This window comes from Bradyrhizobium sp. (assembly GCF_016213215.1).
Lineage (GTDB): Bacteria > Pseudomonadota > Alphaproteobacteria > Rhizobiales > Xanthobacteraceae > Bradyrhizobium.
Genome location: NZ_JACRAW010000007.1, coordinates 47,528 through 66,539 on the forward strand (window position 1 = coordinate 47,528; position 19,012 = coordinate 66,539).

Annotated in this window: 14 protein-coding genes; 6 read left to right on the forward strand and 8 right to left on the reverse strand. The window is 63.2% G+C overall.

The genetic code is table 11. The annotated features are described in order from the left end of the window. Window positions 1–239: 239 nt before the first annotated feature. The 3 genes from HY852_RS01475 to HY852_RS01485 all read right to left on the reverse strand — a co-directional run bounded on the left by HY852_RS01475 (window position 240) and on the right by HY852_RS01485 (window position 4,740). Entirely contained in the window at window positions 240–1,685 is a 1,446-nt protein-coding gene (locus HY852_RS01475) for a sigma 54-interacting transcriptional regulator (RefSeq protein ID WP_291601992.1), read from the reverse strand. 136 nt (window positions 1,686–1,821) lie between these two features. Then, complete coding sequence (locus HY852_RS01480; protein WP_291601994.1) at window positions 1,822–3,555, reverse strand: EAL domain-containing protein; 1,734 nt, start codon at window positions 3,553–3,555, stop codon at window positions 1,822–1,824. Window positions 3,556–3,759: 204 nt separating this feature from the next. Continuing rightward, complete coding sequence (locus HY852_RS01485; RefSeq protein WP_291602120.1) at window positions 3,760–4,740, reverse strand: sensor histidine kinase; 981 nt, start codon at window positions 4,738–4,740, stop codon at window positions 3,760–3,762. A 160-nt stretch (window positions 4,741–4,900) separates the two neighbouring features. Here HY852_RS01485 and HY852_RS01490 point away from each other — a divergent pair, with 160 nt between their 5' ends. After that, window positions 4,901–5,743, forward strand: coding sequence for an SDR family NAD(P)-dependent oxidoreductase (locus tag HY852_RS01490; protein ID WP_291601996.1), 843 nt, complete (start codon window positions 4,901–4,903; stop codon window positions 5,741–5,743). Window positions 5,744–6,392: 649 nt separating this feature from the next. Here the strand turns inward: HY852_RS01490 and HY852_RS01495 are convergent. Together HY852_RS01495 and HY852_RS01500 are read right to left on the reverse strand one after the other, a co-directional pair. Next, on the reverse strand, window positions 6,393–7,769 hold the full coding sequence (locus HY852_RS01495) for a cytochrome P450 (protein WP_291601998.1): 1,377 nt from the start codon (window positions 7,767–7,769) through the stop codon (window positions 6,393–6,395). Window positions 7,770–7,924: 155 nt separating this feature from the next. Next, window positions 7,925–8,389 (reverse strand): Lrp/AsnC family transcriptional regulator, encoded by a 465-nt coding sequence (locus HY852_RS01500; RefSeq protein ID WP_291602000.1) that lies wholly within the window; start codon window positions 8,387–8,389, stop codon window positions 7,925–7,927. A 326-nt stretch (window positions 8,390–8,715) separates the two neighbouring features. Between HY852_RS01500 and HY852_RS01505 the strand changes: the two genes are divergently transcribed. After that, a complete protein-coding gene (locus HY852_RS01505) occupies window positions 8,716–10,851 on the forward strand; it encodes an outer membrane beta-barrel protein (protein WP_291602002.1) in 2,136 nt (711 codons plus the stop codon). A 48-nt stretch (window positions 10,852–10,899) separates the two neighbouring features. Here HY852_RS01505 and HY852_RS01510 read toward each other — a convergent pair whose 3' ends face one another. Next, entirely contained in the window at window positions 10,900–11,124 is a 225-nt protein-coding gene (locus tag HY852_RS01510) for a hypothetical protein (protein ID WP_291602004.1), read from the reverse strand. A gap of 231 nt (window positions 11,125–11,355) precedes the next feature. On the opposite strand from HY852_RS01510, the gene HY852_RS01515 reads away from it, so the two are divergent. After that, a complete protein-coding gene (locus tag HY852_RS01515) occupies window positions 11,356–13,581 on the forward strand; it encodes a hypothetical protein (protein WP_291602006.1) in 2,226 nt (741 codons plus the stop codon). A gap of 452 nt (window positions 13,582–14,033) precedes the next feature. Continuing rightward, window positions 14,034–15,290, forward strand: a complete 1,257-nt coding sequence (locus HY852_RS01520; RefSeq protein WP_291602008.1) for a PHB depolymerase family esterase — start codon at window positions 14,034–14,036, stop codon at window positions 15,288–15,290. A 48-nt stretch (window positions 15,291–15,338) separates the two neighbouring features. Here the strand turns inward: HY852_RS01520 and HY852_RS01525 are convergent, their stop codons facing one another. After that, complete coding sequence (locus tag HY852_RS01525; protein ID WP_291602010.1) at window positions 15,339–16,007, reverse strand: MBL fold metallo-hydrolase; 669 nt, start codon at window positions 16,005–16,007, stop codon at window positions 15,339–15,341. A gap of 173 nt (window positions 16,008–16,180) precedes the next feature. Between HY852_RS01525 and HY852_RS01530 the strand changes: the two genes are divergently transcribed. Continuing rightward, window positions 16,181–17,782 (forward strand): alpha-amylase family glycosyl hydrolase, encoded by a 1,602-nt coding sequence (locus tag HY852_RS01530; RefSeq protein WP_291602013.1) that lies wholly within the window; start codon window positions 16,181–16,183, stop codon window positions 17,780–17,782. Window positions 17,783–17,854: 72 nt separating this feature from the next. Next, window positions 17,855–18,343: an MmcB family DNA repair protein gene (locus HY852_RS01535; RefSeq protein WP_291602015.1), complete on the forward strand. Its 489-nt coding sequence runs from the start codon at window positions 17,855–17,857 to the stop codon at window positions 18,341–18,343. An 83-nt stretch (window positions 18,344–18,426) separates the two neighbouring features. Here the strand turns inward: HY852_RS01535 and HY852_RS01540 are convergent, their stop codons facing one another. After that, window positions 18,427–18,981: an ActR/PrrA/RegA family redox response regulator transcription factor gene (locus tag HY852_RS01540; RefSeq protein WP_291602122.1), complete on the reverse strand. Its 555-nt coding sequence runs from the start codon at window positions 18,979–18,981 to the stop codon at window positions 18,427–18,429. Between the last annotated feature and the right edge of the window lie 31 nt (window positions 18,982–19,012).

Consider the following 19,012-nt stretch of genomic DNA (forward strand, 5'->3'; position numbering starts at 1 on the left):
GCCGGTGGTGGGCGGCGCTGGGCGTGTGCTCGTACAGGATCGTCATCGCCCGATTCATCCTCCCTGTCCTTGGTGCGCACTTCTCGTGCATCGCTGATGCGGCAGAGCAAGGCCCGCGCCAGACGCGAGGCGGTTGTGCAAATCGATTGAAAGGCGGGCGTTTTGCGGCGACCCCGGCGATCTGGGCGGCCTCCGGCGCTGTCACTTTCTGAGACTCAAGACGGTCGGAGTCTCGCAGTTCAGACGGCTGGCGAGCCCGACGGGGTTAGCCCGAACTTCGAAAGCTTCTTGTAGAGCGTGGCGCGCGAAATGCGCAGCATCCTGGCCGCTTCCGAAATCTGGCCGTTGCTGGCTGCGAGCGCCTGTTCAAGCATCTGCCGCTCGAACGCGGCTTCCGCCTGTGCGTAGGGGATAACCGTGCCTGCCGGCCTCGTCTCGCTTTCCAGGTCGACCTGTGGCCCGAGCGTCAGCATGCGGGCGAAGTCGTCGGCGGTCAGCCGCCCGGAATCGCTCAGGATCAGCGCGCGCTCCAGCACGTTGCGGAGCTCCCTCACATTCCCCGGCCAGCCGTACTGGGCGAGGGCCGTCAAGCCCGATGGGGTGAGCCGCGCATTGACATAATCGCCCGACAGGCGGATGTCGTCGAGCAGCCGGCCGGATATCTCGGGAAGGTCGTCAAGGCAGTCGCGCAGCGGCGGCAAATGGATCGAGAGCACGTTCAGCCGGTAGTACAGATCGGCCCGGAAGGCCCCTTCGCTGACGCGCTTCGCAAGGTCTACGTTGGTCGCGGCGATCACGCGGACGTCGACCGGCGTGACCTTGTCCGATCCGAGCGGCTCGATCTCGCGTTCCTGCAACACGCGCAGCAGCTTGGCCTGGAGCTGTAGGGGCATTTCGCCGATCTCGTCCAGAAACAGGGTCCCGCCATCGGCGATCCTGAACTTGCCTTCCCGTCCCTTGCGGTCCGCGCCGGTATAGGCGCCGGGCGCGGTGCCGAAAAACTCGGACTCGATCAGGGTATCGGGAATGGCGGCGACATTGACGCTGACGAACGGCCGCTCGGCGCGGGACGAAGCGTTGTGGATCGCCTGCGCCAGCATCTCCTTGCCGGTTCCGGTTTCTCCGGTGAGCAGCACGGTGACGCTTTGCCGCGCCGCACGGCGTGCAAGCTCCTTGGCACGGGCGATCCCGGCGGAGCGTCCGACAAAATCGTCGAAAGTGAAGCGGGCGGTGCGCGGATGCGAGAGCTGGCGCCTTGCCGAGCGCAGATCGTTTTCAAGCTGCGTCAGACGCGCGAGCAGCGGCTTGAGGCTGTCGAGGCGGTGGTAGAGCACAAAACCGATGGCGCCGATCACCTTGCCTTGCTCGTCTTCGATCGGCATGCGCGTCACGACCAGCTGCTCGCCGCCGAGCTCCATGATGTCGAGAAGGATGGGCTCGCCCGTCTCCGCGACCTTCCGCATCAGGCTGTTGGGGATGATCTCCTCGATCGACCGGCCGATCGCTTCGGAAGAGTGGCGCAGTCGAAGTGAGGGCAGGTACTTCTCGTTGACATAGACGACGCGTCCGCCGCGATCGATCGCAATCGCGCCCTCGCAAAGGCTCTCCAGCCGCTCGAACAGCGTTTCCATCGCCCGCGCGCGGATGAGGTCGGGAGCACTGCCAACAGGCTGGCGATCGGACATGGCGCGCCACCCTCCCTCGATACAGGCCGGATCGGAAAACGTAAGCGTTTGCCGAGGCTCAACGCTTCATATCAAAACTCCTGAGATTTCATAGGGCTGATCGGCGAAATGCGCCGGGCTCCTGGCCCGGTCCGGCTCAGCGCCGGTAGCCTTGGGCCCGTGAATAGGTCGGCCGGGTCTGCTGCGGCAGGCGGCCGGCAATGCTGACCCGGCTCTCGCTGGTGCGCGGGGCCGCCGACCTCAGCTCTTCGAGGAAGACCGGACGAGAGAAGTAGTAGCCCTGCGCGTAGCGAATCCTGGTGGCCGCCTGCAGGTAGGCGAGCTCCTCGAACGTTTCCAGCCCCTCGGCGATGACGGTCATGCCGAGCGCTTCGCTCAAGGACTCGATGGCGCGCAGGATGCCTTGGCTGCGGGGCCGCTTATGGATGTCGGTGATGAAGGAGCGATCGATCTTGATCTCGTCGGCGGTGATGTCGGCCAGCGCCGACAAGGAGGAATAGCCGATGCCGAAATCGTCGATCGAAATGCCGACCCCGATCCTGCGAAGCATCGGCACGATCTCGCTCTGGAAACGGGTCTTTGTCACGAAAGCATCTTCTGTGACTTCGATCATGAAGCGTTTGGGAAAGCCGGTTTCCTCCAGTGCCTGGGCGAAGGATCGCATGAATTCGGGGTTGCCGGCCTGAGACGCCGCCACATTGATGCTGATGGAGGCTTCCGGGCCAAACATCTCGTTGATGGCGTCGATCGATCTCACGATCTCGGCCAGGACGAGATGAGTGAGATCGTCGATCAGCCCGAGCTCGACCGCAAGGTTGACGAACGAGCCGGGCGCCTGGATGACGCCGTCGTTGTCACGCAGGCGCACCAGGGCCTCGATGCCCTGCACCGCCTGGGTGCGGATGTCGACCTTCGCCTGGAAGGCGCAGCAGAAGCGCTTCTCGAGAATGGCAAGGCGCAGCGACTGCTCGATCTTCATGCGCGCCGTGGCCTCTCGTTCCATGCCGGCATCGAAGATTGCCGCCGCGCCCTTGCCTTCGTTCTTGACGCGGTACATGGCGATGTCGGCGTTCTGGCGCAGCAGCTCGAAGCTTCGGCCGTGATCGGGATACAGGCTGACGCCGGCCGACACGGACGCGAAGACCTCCGAGCCGTCGATGAAGAACGGCGCGCTGAGCCGCTTCAGCGCCGCCTGCATGAATTCGGCCACCTCCAGATCGCTCACCACCGGATGCAGCAGGAGCAGGAATTCGTCTCCGGAGATCCGCGACAGTATGTCGGATTCGCGCAAGTCGCGGCTGAGCCTTTTGGCGATTTCGACCAGCAGCGCGTCCCCGACCGAATGGCCGTAATAGTCGTTGATGTGCTTGAAATTGTCGATGTCGAGAAAGGCGAGGGCGAACCGTCCGGCGCCGTCGTTCTTGAGCAGCGCATTGGCGCGGTGCTCGATCACGCGCCGTGAGGGCAGGCCGGTCAGTTCGTCGTAGTAGGCGGAGCGGAAAAGCTGATCCTCGAAGGTCTTTTGCCCGGTAATGTCGGTGGAAGCCGAGATCAGGAGATTGCGGTCAGCGATGCGCACCGGTCGGTGCGTCGTCAGCAGAACCTGCCGTGCATCACCGTCATTCAGGAATTCCTCGGCCACGACGGGACGCCCGTCCTGAAGCGCCTGCAGGCAGGCCGCTCGGCGCTGGTTAAGATCGGGTGCCAGCTGCTCCCCCTGCATGCCGAGCTGGGCGGCGGCCGTATCGTTGACCAGCAGGAAATCGCCGGCCTCGTCCAGGACGGTCACGGCCGCCGGGAGCATTCTAATGATTTCCTTGAGAAAACCGAGCTCGGCTTCGGTCGCGCCTTCGCGTTTGCCCTTGGTCATGAACCCACAGATCTTCTTATTCGGCGCGAGGTTGCGTCGGCGCAATCTTGCTCAGTTCCCTCTTAGTTTTGGTTAAGGGCGATGCAGAATCTCCGGCGCGCCCGACGGGGATGGTCTGTCGGTCCCGGTGCTGCGCGCTGTCATTAACACACTGTCAACCTCCGCGGCCAAAGAGCGGGCGCGGGAACATGCGCCGCTTCCGTGTCAGGCAGGAGCGTCGCTCCGTGGAATCCGGCACTGCATGACGCAGTGAACGCCGGTCTTCAGATACGAGATCTCGGTCTTGCCATCGAAGGGCAGCAGCGCGGAGTTCAGCAATTTCGTGCCGAAACCGGCCGGAGCGACATTCTCCACCGTCGGGCCTTCCGTTTCGTCCCAGGTGATTGTGAGTCGATCGTCGGTCACGGTCCACGATACCTGCAGGAAACCGCGGGGCGAAGAGAACGCGCCGTACTTGCTGGCATTGGTCGCCAGTTCGTGAAACATCAGCGCCAGGCTCACCGCGAGCCTTGCCGGAAGAAACAGCCGGTCCCCATTCAGCGTGAAGCGGACGTGGCCGTAGGGTTCGAGTTCGGACACCAGCAGATCCCTGATGTCGCATCCGGTGCCATCGACCTTCGCGATCAGGTCGTCAGTCGCCGACAGCGCCCGCAGGCGGGAATCAATCCTCGCCCAGACCTCCGGCTGGTTGTGGAGCACCTGGTGCAGGACCGCGTGGATGGTCGAGAGCTTGTTCTTCAGCCGGTGCTGCAGTTCGTCGACCAGAACCTTGCGATACTCTTCTTCCTCGGTCAGCCGCTTGGAAATCCTGCGTTGTTCGGCGAGGAGCGCGCGGTAGTGCTCGACGCCCCAGATCGTGAGGGCGCACACGACCAGGTACATCAGCAAGAGAAGAAGCCGCGTGCCATCGACCGGGGACTGGTCGAAATTGATCAGGACGCCGAGCGCGCCGCCGACCAGCGCGGTCGCCACGCCGATCCTGATGCCGCCGAACGCTGCGGCGAAGAACACGGCAGGAAAATAGGGCGTGAAGAATACGTCAGGCCGCAACTGGGCGAGGCCCCAGCGTACGACCGTGGCCAGTGCAAGGCACGAAGCCGCGAAGCCGGTGCTCAACAACAACGACGGTTGGGAGACGGCCTGCCAGCTCCGCCGGAATTCGTCGATGATCTTCACCCGGTTCAGTTCAGCCGATCAACGAATCGGAAACAAGGCAAAAATGCACATGGCGCCATCGCAGGCACGGCTTGCGTTGTCGCGAGCAGCCGGGAATAGTGCCTGGAAACGAGGCGTCGATCGGCGCCCGTCGATTTTGGTTCAATACTTACAAAAACAGGGACACGCCATGGGAAGGCTGGACGGCAAGGTCGCGGTGATCACCGGAGCGACCAGCGGCATCGGATTGCGTACCGCGGAGATCTTCGTTGCGGAAGGCGCCAAAATTGTGATCGCCGGCCGCCGTGTGCCGGAAGGCGAGGCGCTGGCCAACAAGCTCGGTGGGTCCTGCATCTTCCGCCAGACGGACGTCACGATCGAGGAACAGATGCGCTCGTTGATCGAGCTCGCGGTCGAGAAGTTCGGCAGGATCGATTGTCTCTTTAACAATGCCGGCGGCCCGGCGCAGACCGGCGGCATCGAAGGCCTCGAGGTCGCCCGCTTCGATGCCGCCATGGCAACGCTGGTGCGCAGCGTCATGCTCGGCATGAAGCACGCCGCCCCCTACATGAAGAAGCAGGGCTCCGGCAGCATCATCAACAATGGCAGCATTGCCGGACGGCTCGCCGGCTTCTCGTCCTCGATCGTCTACGGCGCGGCGAAGGCGGCGGTCATTCACCTCACCAAGTGCGTGGCAATGGAACTTGGAGAATCCGGCGTTCGCGTCAACTCGATCTCGCCGGGCGCCATCGCGACCGGCATCTTCGGCAAGGCGCTCGGACTGTCGACGGATGCCGCGGAGAAGACGCCGGCCGTGATGCGCGAGGTCTACAAGACCGCGCAGCCGATTCCGCGTGCGGGACTGCCGGACGACATCGCCTACGCCGCAGTCTTCCTGGCGAGCGATGAATCCAGCTTCGTCAACGGCCACGATCTCGTCGTCGATGGCGCCATCACCGGCGGCCGCAACTGGACCCAGCAGCAGCAAGGCTACGTCGCCTTGCGCCAGGCTTTCGATCAGAACGCTGGGTAGCCGTCAAAACCGGATCTGTCGGGGTGGGCAAAGGCGCCTGAGCGCCGTGCCCATCATCGTTTCGATCTGAAAATTGGATCGAGGTGGCGCGAGGTTTCGACTGCAGCGATTCTCTCGCGATCCCGCTTAAGGACGAAGGTTGGTTTCGTGGCGACACCCGATCGGTCGGTGGGCTTGCCGCTCGCGCTGCTACCGACCGCCGCCACCGCCACCGCCGCCGCCGCCACCACCCCCACCGCCTGCGTCGAGCATTCCTTGATTGTAGCGCGAATCGGACTGCTGAATGTACAGCGGAGAAATGTCGCCCCGGCCATGCCGTATCGGCGGAATGATTGTCTGCGGAATGATAATGAGTTGGTCGCCGCAGCCCCGCCTCTGAGACAGCTCGCAAGGCGGAATGCGCGGATCGTACGCGCTGGCGTTGGTTGCCATGGCGCTCGCAGCAACGAGAGTGACCAAAGCCGTCGCAGATAACCTTGATTTCATTGACACCTGACTTCTCCGTCCATCGGCTCGGGCGAAATCGGAAGGCCCGCACGGCACTTTGACGGTGCCAAACCGAGACCGGTTCGAGAGAAGCGGTCGAAAAGGGTTCAAAGCCGCCAGGCAAACGAAAATGTGAACCGGAGGGGCGGTGCAAATCTGCCGTTCATACCGGCCTCACGATGACCCGCAAGCCGTCTTTCGGTTTGGGGATCGGCCACATCTGCCAGTCGGCCTTGTAGCCCGGCTCCAGCGACACCGAGAGATTCTGCAGGAAGTGTCGCGCGAAGCATTTCGCCTGCATGTAGGCGAAATGCAGGCCGAGGCACATATGCGCGCCGCCGCCGAAGGGAACCCAGGCGAAGCGATGGCGATTGCGCTGCGCCTCGTCGGTGAAGCGCATCGGCTCGAAGGCCTCGGGCTCGGGCCAGATGTCTTTCATATGATGGGTGAACAGCGGATTGACGCCGACCTGGGTGCCGCCGGGAATCGCAAAGCCCCTGAAGGTGAAATCGCGAACGGCCCGGCGCGGCATCGAAGGTACCGGCGGCCTGATGCGCAGCGCTTCCTTGAACGCCATCTCCGACAGCTGCATCCTGTCAAGGTGCTCCGAAGCGGTGGGTTCGTCCGAGGCAAGTCCGAGCATCGAGATTTCGTCGCGCAATCGCTGCTGCCATTGGGGATGAGCGGCGAGTTCCCCGATGAAGCCGGTGAGCGACGAAGTCAGCGTGTCGTGCGCCGCCATCATCAGGAAGCTCATGTGATCGATGATGTCCTGCTCGGAGAGCAGCGCGCCGTCGTCGTCGATTGCCTGGCAGAGCTGCGAAAACAGATCGTCGCCGCCGCCCCTGGCGCGGCGGATCGGAATCTGCTCCTTGAAATAGGCCACGATACGCCTGCGGCCGTTCACCCCGCGCGCCATTTGCGTGCCGGGCAATGGCCTGCGGATCACGGCGACGGCGGCCGCCACCATGTCGACAAAGGCGCGATTGATCTCGTCGACTTCCGGTCCGATGCCCGCGCCGAGAAACGACGTCGCGGCAAGATCCAACGTGAGCTGCTTCATCGCCGGATAAACCAGCATCGGGCCGGGCCGGGTCTTCCATTGCGCGACCCGCGCCGCAATGCCTTTGTCGAGCTCCGTCAGGTACGACTTCATCGGTCCCGACTTGAAGGCGACCGACAACGCCTTGCGCTGCTGACGGTGATCGTCGAAGTCGCGCAGCATCAGGCCGCGCGGAAACAGCAGGCCGAGGATCCGGCCCCAGCCGTGCTCGGAAGAGAACAGCCTGGCCTGGTCGAACATCACGAGTTCGTTGGCTTCCGGCCCGAGCAGGACGACGCTGGTCTCGCCGAACATGTGACTGCGGTAGACGAGGCCGTATTTTGCCGCGTTCCGTTCGACGTGGCCTTTCGGGTCGGCCAGCACCTGAAGCGTCTTGCCGATGATCGGCCAGCCTTCGTCGCCGGGAATGTGCTTCAGGGAATTGCGCTTCGGCGGCGTCAGGTTGACCGCAGGAGATGCCACACTGTGCATCGACATGGCGGGAACTCCGTTTGCTTTGGAACGGGATCGCAAGGCCAGATTGAATGCGGCGGCCGTTGGGGCCGCCGCCAGCATAGCACGGCTCGCGGCAGGATAACCGCCCGGCATTTGCGCGCAAGTTGTCGGACGTGCCTGGTCCCGCGTGCCGCAGCCTAGAGGCTGGCCAGGCTGACCTTCCAGGTCTCCTTGGCGGAAGACAGTGCGATCAGGGTTTCGGTGCGCTCGACCCCTTCCACCGACTTGATGGTTTCGCTGAGAAGCTTTTCCAGATCACCCGTCGTTTTCACCCGGACTTTCAGCAGGTAGTTCCAGGCGCCGGTGACGTGATGACATTCGAGCACGTCGGGAGATGCCTTGGCCTTCTTCAAAAAGACGGCTTCCACCTTCGGGTTGCTCCAGCTCACCAGGATGAAGGCGAGCAGATTCAGTCCCAGGGCTTCCGGTGCGATCCGTGCGTGAAAGCCCGCGATCATGCCGTGTCGGACCAGCCGCTTGATGCGGTCGTTGACGGTCGAGGCAGGTATCCCGATACGCCTGCTGAGCTCCGACAGCGGCTGGCGGTCATCCTCCTGCAGCAGCGTGAGCAATTGACGGTCGGTGTCGTCGAGCTTGGGCATGATCTCGGAATCAGGCGCGCGGGTTCATCCCCTCTTTGTCTGGTTTCCTCTCATTGCGCCAGCCCCGCCTTGATGGCGGCATCGATGACAATGCGCCCCTTTGGCGCTGGTAATCCGCTCAGGTGTCGTTGCGCCCGTGCAACATACGGATATATTAGCTATTTTTGCGAATCTGTCGCGTATTATCCGCTTAAAGATCGGAATTCCTCTCTCTATAGTCAGCCTATGCGACTCGGGGATTTGGAATGCTGAACAGGGCGAGAGCGGAGAAAACACGGCACGCGATTGCTGTCGGGGATTTGAGGGTTTGGATCGCCCTTTGCGCGTTGGGCCTGGCCGGGACCACGGCGGCTGCCGCCGCCGATCTGCCGCTCGTGACCAAGGCTCCTCCACCTGTCGCGCCATCCTGGGCGGGCTTCTACCTCGGCGTTCACGGCGGTTACGCCTGGGGCCAGAACGACTTCCGCGAGTATCTCAATGAGTATGCGCCCTACCCGGTTCGCAACGGCTTCGATTCGCGCGGTGCCATTGTTGGCGGACACGCCGGGTACAATTGGCAGTACGGACGCGCGGTCGCCGGCGTCGAGTTAGACTTCAGCGCCGCTGACGTCAGTGGCAGCAGCGCGACAACGACTTGGACTTCCATTTTTGGATCGGGCCCTTATTCCGCCGATCGATCTGACCGCCTGAAATATCTCGGCACGTCACGGGCGCGCCTGGGATGGCTGGCTGGCGCGAATGTACTGCTTTACGGCACGGGCGGCTTGGCCTGGGAACGGGTCGAGGAGACGGAACATTTCGCCGCCCCCACCTACAATTCTGTCCGCACCACACCGTTCGATCGCTTTGGCTGGGTTGCCGGTGTGGGCATCGAGGTGACGCCGTTCGGGCCGAACTGGGTCGCCCGGCTCGAATACCTGCACTATGATTTCGGAGCGGTGCAGGCGACCGCAACTCGTGCGTCAAGTTCCTCGCCTACGCTCACAGACCACGCCGGCCACCAGCGCTTCGATCTGCTTCGCGCCGGACTGTCCTACAAGTTCGGTGCGCCGTCAGGGCCGATGGCGGCGTATGCCGCTGTGACGCCAGCCGTGGCGGCATCCTGGGCGGGATTCTATCTCGGCGTTCACGGCGGTTATGGCTGGGGGAAGGACGATTTCATCCGCATGCAATTGCTGAATCCGCGCATCGACATGACCGGACCGAAGCTGAGCGGCGGCGTCTACGGCGGCCATGCTGGCCACAATTGGCAGTTCGACCGCGCGGTCGCCGGGTGGGAGCTGGATTTCGGCAGCGGCAACATTGGCGGCTCTTCTCAGGTCCAGTATACGGTCGGACAGAATATCTATACGCGAACGTTGACCGACAAGGTCGAGGTGCTCGGCTCGCTGCGCGGACGGCTCGGGTGGCTGCCGACAGAGAGCGTGCTGCTCTATGGCACGGCTGGTCTGGGGTGGGAACGCCTTGGCATTACCACAGATCGCACCAACGTCGCGGCGGCCGGTTCGTGGACGTCCTCGACTTACTCTCCGACCGATCGGTTCGGATGGGTGGCAGGTGTGGGCGCCGAGGCGATGCTACCCGGCGGCAACTGGATCGGGCGGATCGAATACCTCCATTACGGTTTCGGGACGATCAACGAATCGTACAGGCAGGACGGCCCTGGGGTCGTGCCCTATGCAGATCAATCGGGTCACCATGATCTCGACGTCGTGCGCGCCGGCCTGTCCTACAGGTTCGCCGAGCCCGCTGCCATGGCGCCGGTTGCTCAGGCCAATGCATCGCTTGCGCCGATGTCGAGTTGGGCCGGCTTCTATTTGGGTGCCCATGCCGGCTATGGCCGGTACAACGACGATTTCACTAATGTGAACCCTTATACCGGAGTTCACGCTGGCGGCGTTCGGCCCAGCGGTTGGGTGGGCGGAGGTCATGCCGGCTATAACTGGCAATACGGCCGCGCGGTCGCCGGCGTCGAGGGCGATCTCAGCTCTGCTGATGTCAAGGGCACGTCCACGCCGGTCACGGAAATCATGGGCGGGACTGAAGCGACCAGGACGTTGGAGGATCGCACCAAATACGTCGGAACGGCGCGCGCGCGGCTGGGTTGGGCGCCTGCGGATCGTGTGCTGCTCTACGCCACCGCGGGTGCCGCCTGGGGGCGCGTTGAGCGAAGTCAGACATACACGTCGATCAACGGAGCGAACGTCAACACCGCCGGCACGACGACCCCGGCCGACCATTTCGGCGGCGTGATCGGCGCGGGCGTGGAATGGATGCCGTTTGGGCCCAACTGGGTCGGCCGACTCGAGTATCTGCACTACGATTTCGGAAAAGTCCCGGGCCAGACGGTCACGTCGAACGTGCCCGGTGCCGTCACCTACTCCGCGCGTCAGGGCAGACAGACCATGGACCTCGTGCGCCTCGGCGTGTCCTACAAGTTCGATTCTGCTGCACCGAACTAGAAACCGCGAAAGCGCCGCGGTTCGAGCCAGGGCACATTCAGCGTCTCACTACGCGGAGGCTGTAGCCGCGATCGTCCACGATCGCGCTTTCGCGATCATCGGGGGCCACGAGTTCGTCAACCAGACCAGGTTGACGCCGCGCAGCATGCGCTTGCTGCAATCGCCTCGAGCCAAGGTGTCCCGTGATCGGCGGTGGCTCGGTGTAACTCTTGGGCTGGCGGCCTCTGCTGGCAGCGCCATCAATTCGCGCGCGGTACCGTCGAGCTTGGCCATGGACACGTGATTCTCTCCTCCCCTCATCTGGTTTCCGATCGTTTCGCCAGCTCTCTTCCACGATTGCTCCAGGCAGAAAGCGAATATGTCGCTCGCATCGCGGCCAAACAGCGTGTGATTCGTGCAACATCCGACATAAATCGTCGCTTTTGCGATCATCTCGCGCTACGTTCGTTCAAACATTGAAGAACATTCAGCCTATAACCAGTTCGTGCGACTCGGAGAGTGATGATGCTGGACTGGGCGAGAGTGACGGCAACCGGCCACGGCCGTGCCGCCGGGGAATTGAGGACATGGATCGCCCTCTGTGCTTTCGGTCTGGCCGGCACGACTGCGGCTGTTGCCGCCGATCTGCCGCTGGTGACCAAGGCACCCCCGCCGGTGATGGCGTCGTCCTGGGCGGGCTTCTACCTCGGCGTCCATGGCGGGTACGCCTGGGGGAAGAACGACTTCCGCGAGCACATCAACGGTAACGCCGATCTGGTTCGCGACGGCTTGGATTCGCGCGGCGGCGTGGTTGGCGGGCACGCCGGGTACAATTGGCAATACGGAAGCGCGCTTGCCGGTGTTGAACTGGACTTCAGCGCCGCCGATGTCAGCGGCAGCGCGGCAACGACGTCGGTCATTGCCGGAAATCTCTTTTTTTCGGCGGATCGATCCGATCGCCTGAAATATCTCGGCACCGCGCGAGCACGCGTGGGATGGCTTGCCAGCGCGAATGTGCTGCTCTACGGCACTGGTGGCCTCGCGTGGGAACGGGTCGAGGAGACGGAACGGCACACGACCAATTCGCCGGGTAGCCCCAATTTCGTTGTCACAAGGCCGTTCGATCGCTTTGGCTGGGTGGCCGGTGCCGGCATCGAGGCGACGCCGTTCGGACCGAACTGGGTCGGCAGGCTCGAATACCTGCACTATGACTTCGGCGCCGTTCAGGCGACCAACCGCCAGACATCAAATTTCCTCCCTTTTAACTTGACGGATCAGGCGGGCCGCCAGCGCTTTGACGTGCTTCGCGCCGGCCTTTCCTACAAATTCGGTGCGCCGTCAGGGCCCATGGCGGCCTATGCCAGTGCGCCGTCAGCGGTGGCCGCATCGTGGGGGGGATTCTATCTCGGTGTTCACGGCGGCTATGGTTGGGGCGAGGACAATTTCGTCAGCACGCCTTGGCCGGGCACACAGGTCGCGGGGCCCAACCTGCGCGGCGGCGTCTATGGCGGACAGGCCGGTTATAACTGGCAGTTCGATCGTGCCGTCACTGGTTTGGAATTGGATTTCAGCAGCGGCAACGTCGGCGGATCGTCGAATCAGGTCCAGTACGTCATCGGGCCGACGACCTACACCCAAAGCTCAACCGAGAAAGCCGAGGTTTTGGCATCGCTGCGCGGCCGGCTTGGCTGGCTGCCGATGGACAGTGTCCTGCTCTACGGCACCGCCGGCATTGGCTGGGAGCGCCTCGGCACGACCGAGCACTTTTCCAGCATTGCGCCAGGCGGCTCCGTGAACTCTTCGAGCTACTCGGCGGCTGACCGGTTCGGATGGGTTGCCGGTCTCGGCGCCGAGTTCATGCTGCCGGGGGGCAACTGGATCGGGCGGCTCGAATATCTTCACTACGGCTTCGGAGCGATCAACAACTCGGGCGTGATCAACAACGCAGCCGGCACCTTCGCCTATGAGTCGGGCTCTCATGATCTCGACATTCTGCGCGCGGGCCTGTCGTACAAGCTGGGTGAGCCGGCGGCGGCCGCACCGACGCGTTATGCGAACGCAACTCCGCTCGCGCTGGCCTCGAACTGGGCCGGCTTCTACCTTGGTGCTCATGCCGGCTATGGCTGGTACGACGACGATTTCACGACCATGATAGATCCGCCGACCGGCACACAGGCGGGCGGCATTCGGTCGAGCGGCTGGCTCGGCGGCGGCCATGCCGGTTACAATTGGCAATATGGCCGCCTGGTCGCCGGCCTCGAGGCAGATTTCAGTTTTGCTGACGTCAAGGGCGCGTCCACGCCGGCGACGGCGGATTGGGGCGGGGTGCTCCTAACGGCAACGCTTGAGGATCGCATCAAGTATGTCGGAACCGCACGCGCGCGGCTTGGCTGGGCGCCGACGGATCGCGTGCTGCTCTACGCCACCGCGGGTGCCGCATGGGAGCGGTTCGAGCGCACTCGGACCGAGACGTACACCACCGGAGCGAATTATCAGAGCTTCATTGGGACGAGGCCTGCCGACCGTGTTGGCGGCGTGATTGGCGCGGGCGCGGAGTGGATGCCGTTTGGACCCAACTGGATCGGCCGACTCGAATATCTGCACTACGATTTCGGCAAGGTCCGCGATACGACCACAGTGGTTTCGAGCCTGCCCGCCGTCTTCACCTTCTCCGAGCGTCAGGGCAGACAGACCATGGAAACCGTGCGCCTCGGCTTGTCCTACAAGTTCGGCTCGGCTGCACCGAACTAGAAAGCCGCGACGACAACGTCGCGGCTCGATCAGGCCACGTCCAGCATTATCACCACGCGGAAGCTGTGACAGCTTCGATCATCGCGCTTGGCGCCGCCGCGCCCACGCCCGTACTTCCACGGTGAAGGTCTCCGCCGTAGGCTCCGCGCGCACATCGTCAACGCCTCGGTCGCTTCGATATCCTTGCTGCGGCGAAAAATTCTGCGCGTGTGACATTTCTGCTGCCGCTCGTGCCGTTTTCGTCGCCGAGCATGGGCCGCGTCGTATTTCCGACATGGATGCGGCGCGCGCATGCTTCAAACGTGCGCAACGGTCACACTCCTGGGAATTGAGATGCGCAAGCTCTTTTTATTTTGCGGTGCAGCAACTATGTGCTTTGGGCTGCGTTGCGAGTCGCCTAGCAACGATCTTCGTCACGTCGCGTTGCACGTTGCTCAAAGAGGAGCCCGTCGGTGTCTCTCGCCAGGAATATCGATCTGTTAAGGCGCCTGCCGAGGCTGGATGGCTTGCGCTTTGCCGAATCGGCGCGAAGCGCTCGTTCACGCAGTCCGCTGGTGGAGGTCACCGGATTTGGCTCCAATCCGGGAAACCTGCGGATGTTCAGCTTCGTGCCCAACCAGTTGCAGGAGCCGCGCGCGCTCGTGGTGGTCCTGCATGGCTGCGGACAGACCGCGGCGGACTACGATCTGGGCGCCGGATGGTCGACGCTCGCCAGGCATTACGGCTTCGCGCTCCTGATGCCGGAGCAGAAGATTTCGAACAATTCCAATGGATGCTTCAACTGGTTCGTTCCGGCTGATGCCCGCCGTGATAGAGGCGAAGCCCGTTCGATCCGGCAGATGATCGCGAGAATGGCCACTGAGCATGGCATCGATGCGCACCGCGTTTTCGTCACCGGCCTTTCTGCCGGTGGTGCCATGACCTCGGTGATGCTGGCGACCTATCCGGAAGTTTTCTCCGGCGGCGCCATCATTGCCGGCCTGCCCTATGGCGTCGCCTCCAACGTCCGCGAAGCCCTGGACGGGATGTTTCATTCCTCCGCGCGCCCCGATCGCGAATTGGGCGATCTGGTGCGAAATGCGTCGGATCATCGCGGGCCGTGGCCGCGAATTTCGGTGTGGCACGGCAGTGCCGACCGCACGGTCAATCCCGGCAATGCCGACGAGATTGTCAAGCAGTGGCTCAATCTGCATCAGCTGCCGCCGGCGCCGATGTCGGAGACAACCGTCGACGGCTATCCGCGTCAGATCTGGTGGAATGAGGATGGCGACACCATCGTCGAATCCTACACCATCACCGACATGGCGCATGGCACGCCGATCGGCATTGCCGATAACGACGAGCGTTACGGCATGCGGGGCGCCTTTCTGATCGAGGCCGGAATTTCCTCCTCCTATCACATCGCCAAGTTCTTCGGATTGACCGACTGGATACGTGCTCCCGCAACGGCACAGGAGGCTGTCGCCAAGACCGCGGCGGAGAAGGCCGCCAAGCCCGTTGCAAAGGTGGGCACGCGCGCCGTCGCCAAGCCGTCCACCGCTCCGCCGATGGGGATCGCGCCGATGCCGATGCCCGACCTTGCCAAGGTGCTGTGGCCGCTTGCCGTGCAGAAGCCGTCCGCGAAGCCGAAGCGAAGGAAGTGGCGTGCGATCGACGTCGGCGCCGTGATCACGCGCGCGCTGACCGCGGCGGGGCTTATCAACAAGTAGCTACGCGATCGTTGCGTCAGCAGCTTCCAGGATATCGCCGCAGCTGCTTCACACCTCGCCGGTGAGGAATGGATTGGTCATGCGCTCCTGGCCGAAACTCGAGCCGGCGCCGTGGCCGCTGATGAAGCCGACGTCGTCACCGAGCGGCAAAAGCTTGTTCTTGATGGAATTGATCAGCATCGAATGGCTGCCGCCGGGCAGGTCGGTGCGGCCGACCGAGCCGTTGAACAGGACGTCGCCGACGACGGCGAAGCGCAGCGCCCCGTTGAAGTAGACGACACTCCCCGGCGAATGGCCGGGGCAATGCAGGATCTCGAAGCGCAGATCGCCGACCGAGACTTCATCGCCATCGTCCAGCCAGCGGTCGGGTGCGAAATCGCGCACGCCGGTCATGCCGAAGCGTGCCCCGCTCGACACGACATTGTCGAGCAGGAATTTGTCGCCGACATGCGGGCCTTCGATCGGCACCTTGAGTGTCTCGCGCAATTCGTCCGCACCGCCGACATGGTCGATATGGCCATGGGTAAGCCAGATTTTCTCGACGGTGACGCCGGTCTGCTTGATGGCCTCCAGAATTCGCTGAACGTCGCCGCCCGGGTCGATCACCGCAGCCTTCTTGGTCGGCTCGTCCCAGACGATGGTGCAGTTCTGCTCGAACAGCGTGACGGGAACTATGATCGCGCCTGCTTTCGGATTGGTCTCGGTTTGCTCTGTCATAAGCCGCAGCATGCCGATTTTTGGCACCTCGCCAAGCGAAAGATTCGCTCATCGGTGAGGAACAGTTGCATACCGGCCGCCATACCAATGTCGGAGACCCGTGCTGGTGTGAACCGGCGGGCGCATCACGCGTTGCCCCCGCGCGAGACGAACCGAAATCGCGACGAGACGGCATGGATCAAAGCGACGAAAACTGGTGGCGGCACGGCATCTTCTATCAAATCTATCCGCGCTCCCTTCAGGACACCAATGACGATGGCGTCGGCGATCTCGCCGGTATCATCCAGCGCCTGCCGTACTTGAAGGATCTCGGCGCCGACGCCATCTGGCTGTCGCCGATCTATCCGTCACCGATGGCCGATTTCGGCTATGACATTTCCGATTACACCGCCATCGATCCGTTGTTCGGCACCATGGCCGACTTCGATGCGCTGCTCGCGGCGGCCCACGACAACGGTCTCAAGCTGATCCTCGATCTGGTGCCCAATCACACCTCCGAGCAACATCCCTGGTTCCTCGAAAGCCGGTCCTCGCGCGACAACCCCAGGCGCGACTGGTACATCTGGCGTGATCCCAGGCCCGGTGGCGGCGAGCCGAACAACTGGCTCTCCGAATTCGGAGGCAGTGCCTGGAGCTATGACGAGGCAACCGGTCAATATTATTACCACGCCTTTCTTGCGCAGCAGCCGGACCTCAACTGGCGCAACCGCGAGGTCCGCGAGGCGATCTACGACGTCATGCGATTCTGGCTGGCCAAAGGCGTCGACGGCTTCCGCGTCGATGTGATCTGGCACCTGATCAAGGATGCCGAATTCCGCGACAACCCGCCAAATCCGTATCATGTCGCAGGGCGTCCGTCGCACGAAACAATCCTGACGCGGTATTCCACCGACCAGCCGGAGGTGCACGAGGTGATCGCCGAGATGCGGCGCGTCACCGATGCTTTCGGCGCGCGCGTCCTGATCGGCGAGATCTATCTGCCGCTGCATCGGCTGATGGCCTATTACGGCAACGACCTCAAGGGCGCGCAAATGCCGTTCAACTTCGCGCTGCTCTCGACGCTGTGGAGCGCCCGCTCCGTCGAAAAGATCATCGAGGATTACGAGAAGGCGCTGCCGCAAGGCGCCTGGCCGAACTGGGTGCTCGGCAATCACGACCGGCCGCGCGTCGCAAGCCGGGTTGGTCGCGAGCAGGCGCGCGTTGCAGCGATGCTGCTGCTGACCTTGCGCGGAACCCCGACACTCTATTACGGCGACGAGATCGGCATGCATCAGGTCGCGATCGCGCCCGAGGCGGTGCGCGACCCGTTCGAGAAGAACGTGCCCGGAATTGGCGTCGGCCGCGACGGCTGCCGTACGCCGATGCAATGGGATTCGACACGTTACGCCGGCTTCTCGAGCGTGCCGCCGTGGCTGCCGCTCGCCGACGACTTCATGCGCGAGAATGTCGTCAATCTTCAATCCGACGAGACCTCTATCCTCAACCTGTACAAGGCGCTGATCAGGCTGCGAAAGGAATGCAAGCCGCTGGCCATCGGCAGCTATGTCCCGATCGCGGCGGAAGGGGATCTGCTGCTGTATCGCCGCGAGGCCCAAGGCCAGTCCGTCGTGGTAGCCTTAAATCTCGGGGCCGAGCCGGTTGCGGTCACTGCAGGCGCCATCGGTTCGGGCAGCGAAATCCTGCTTTCGACATTCCTCGATCGGAAAGGCGAGAAGCTGGAAGGCACCCTCGATCTGCGCGGCAATGAAGGCGCGATCATCGCGCCGCCGCACTGATCCTATCCGTCGTGCAGGCCGCTTGTTTTGCCCCTGTGGGCGAATGTCACGAAATCGGCTAGGCTACCCGTCATGGAATCGCCCGCCAGACAGATCAGCCTCGTGCCGGTGGACCGTCGTCAGTCGGAGACGGCGCTGGCGATCGCGCGCGGAACCGCGCGCCTGTTACGCTCGCTGGGATTTTCCTGCATCAGCGAATTGCCGCTGCCCTCGGGAAGGCGCGCGGACCTTGTGGCGCTGAATGAGCGCGGCGAAATCTGGATCGTCGAGATCAAATCCTCGGTCGAGGATCTCCGCGCTGACCAGAAGTGGCACGAATACCGCGCCCATTGCGATCGGCTGTTCTTTGCCTTTACCCAGGATCTGCCTTGCGAGATCTTCCCCAGGGACACCGGCCTGATTGTTGCCGATGCCTATGGTGCGCATCTGCACTGCGAGGCACCGGAGCATCGGTTGCCGGCGCCGACCCGCAAGCAGATGACGGTGCGCTTTGCCATGGCCGCGGCCCAGCGCATCAACCGGCTGGTCGATCCGCAGGGTCACGCCGAATTCTGGGAGTAGATGAGCGACCGACAGCTCGGCAGTCTTCCTGGAGACGCCACGCTCGCGCGCGTCTCCTCAGATTCGCGGGAAAAACAGTACAGTTACCGCGGCGCTCGCTTGGCGAGAATGCGCTGCAGGGTGCGTCGATGCATGTTGAGCCGCCGCGCGGTTTCAGACACGTTGCGGTTGCACATCTCGTAGATGCGCTGGATGTGCTCCCAGCGCACGCGGTCGGCCGACATCGGATTTTGCGGCAGCTCGGATTTCTCGGCGCCGGTCGAGAGCAAGGCAGCTACGACATCGTCGGCATCGGCCGGCTTGGAGAGATAATCCACCGCGCCCAGCTTCACCGCGGTCACGGCGGTGGCGATGTTGCCGTAGCCGGTGAGCACGATCGCGCGCGCATCGGGACGCTTCTTCTTCAGCGCGGACACCACGTCGAGGCCATTGCCGTCGCCGAGGCGAAGATCGACCACGGCGAACGCCGGCGCAGCTTTTCCGATCTGGGCGAGGCCGTCGGAGACGCTGTCGCACGAGGTGACGGTAAACCCGCGCGTTTCCATGGCGCGCGACAGGCGCTCCAGGAAAGGCTTGTCATCCTCCACGATCAGGAGCGAACGGTCGGCTTGATCATTCAGTTCGGCAAGGGCGGCCAAGGGCGTCATTCCTTCTTCCGGCGCCGTACAT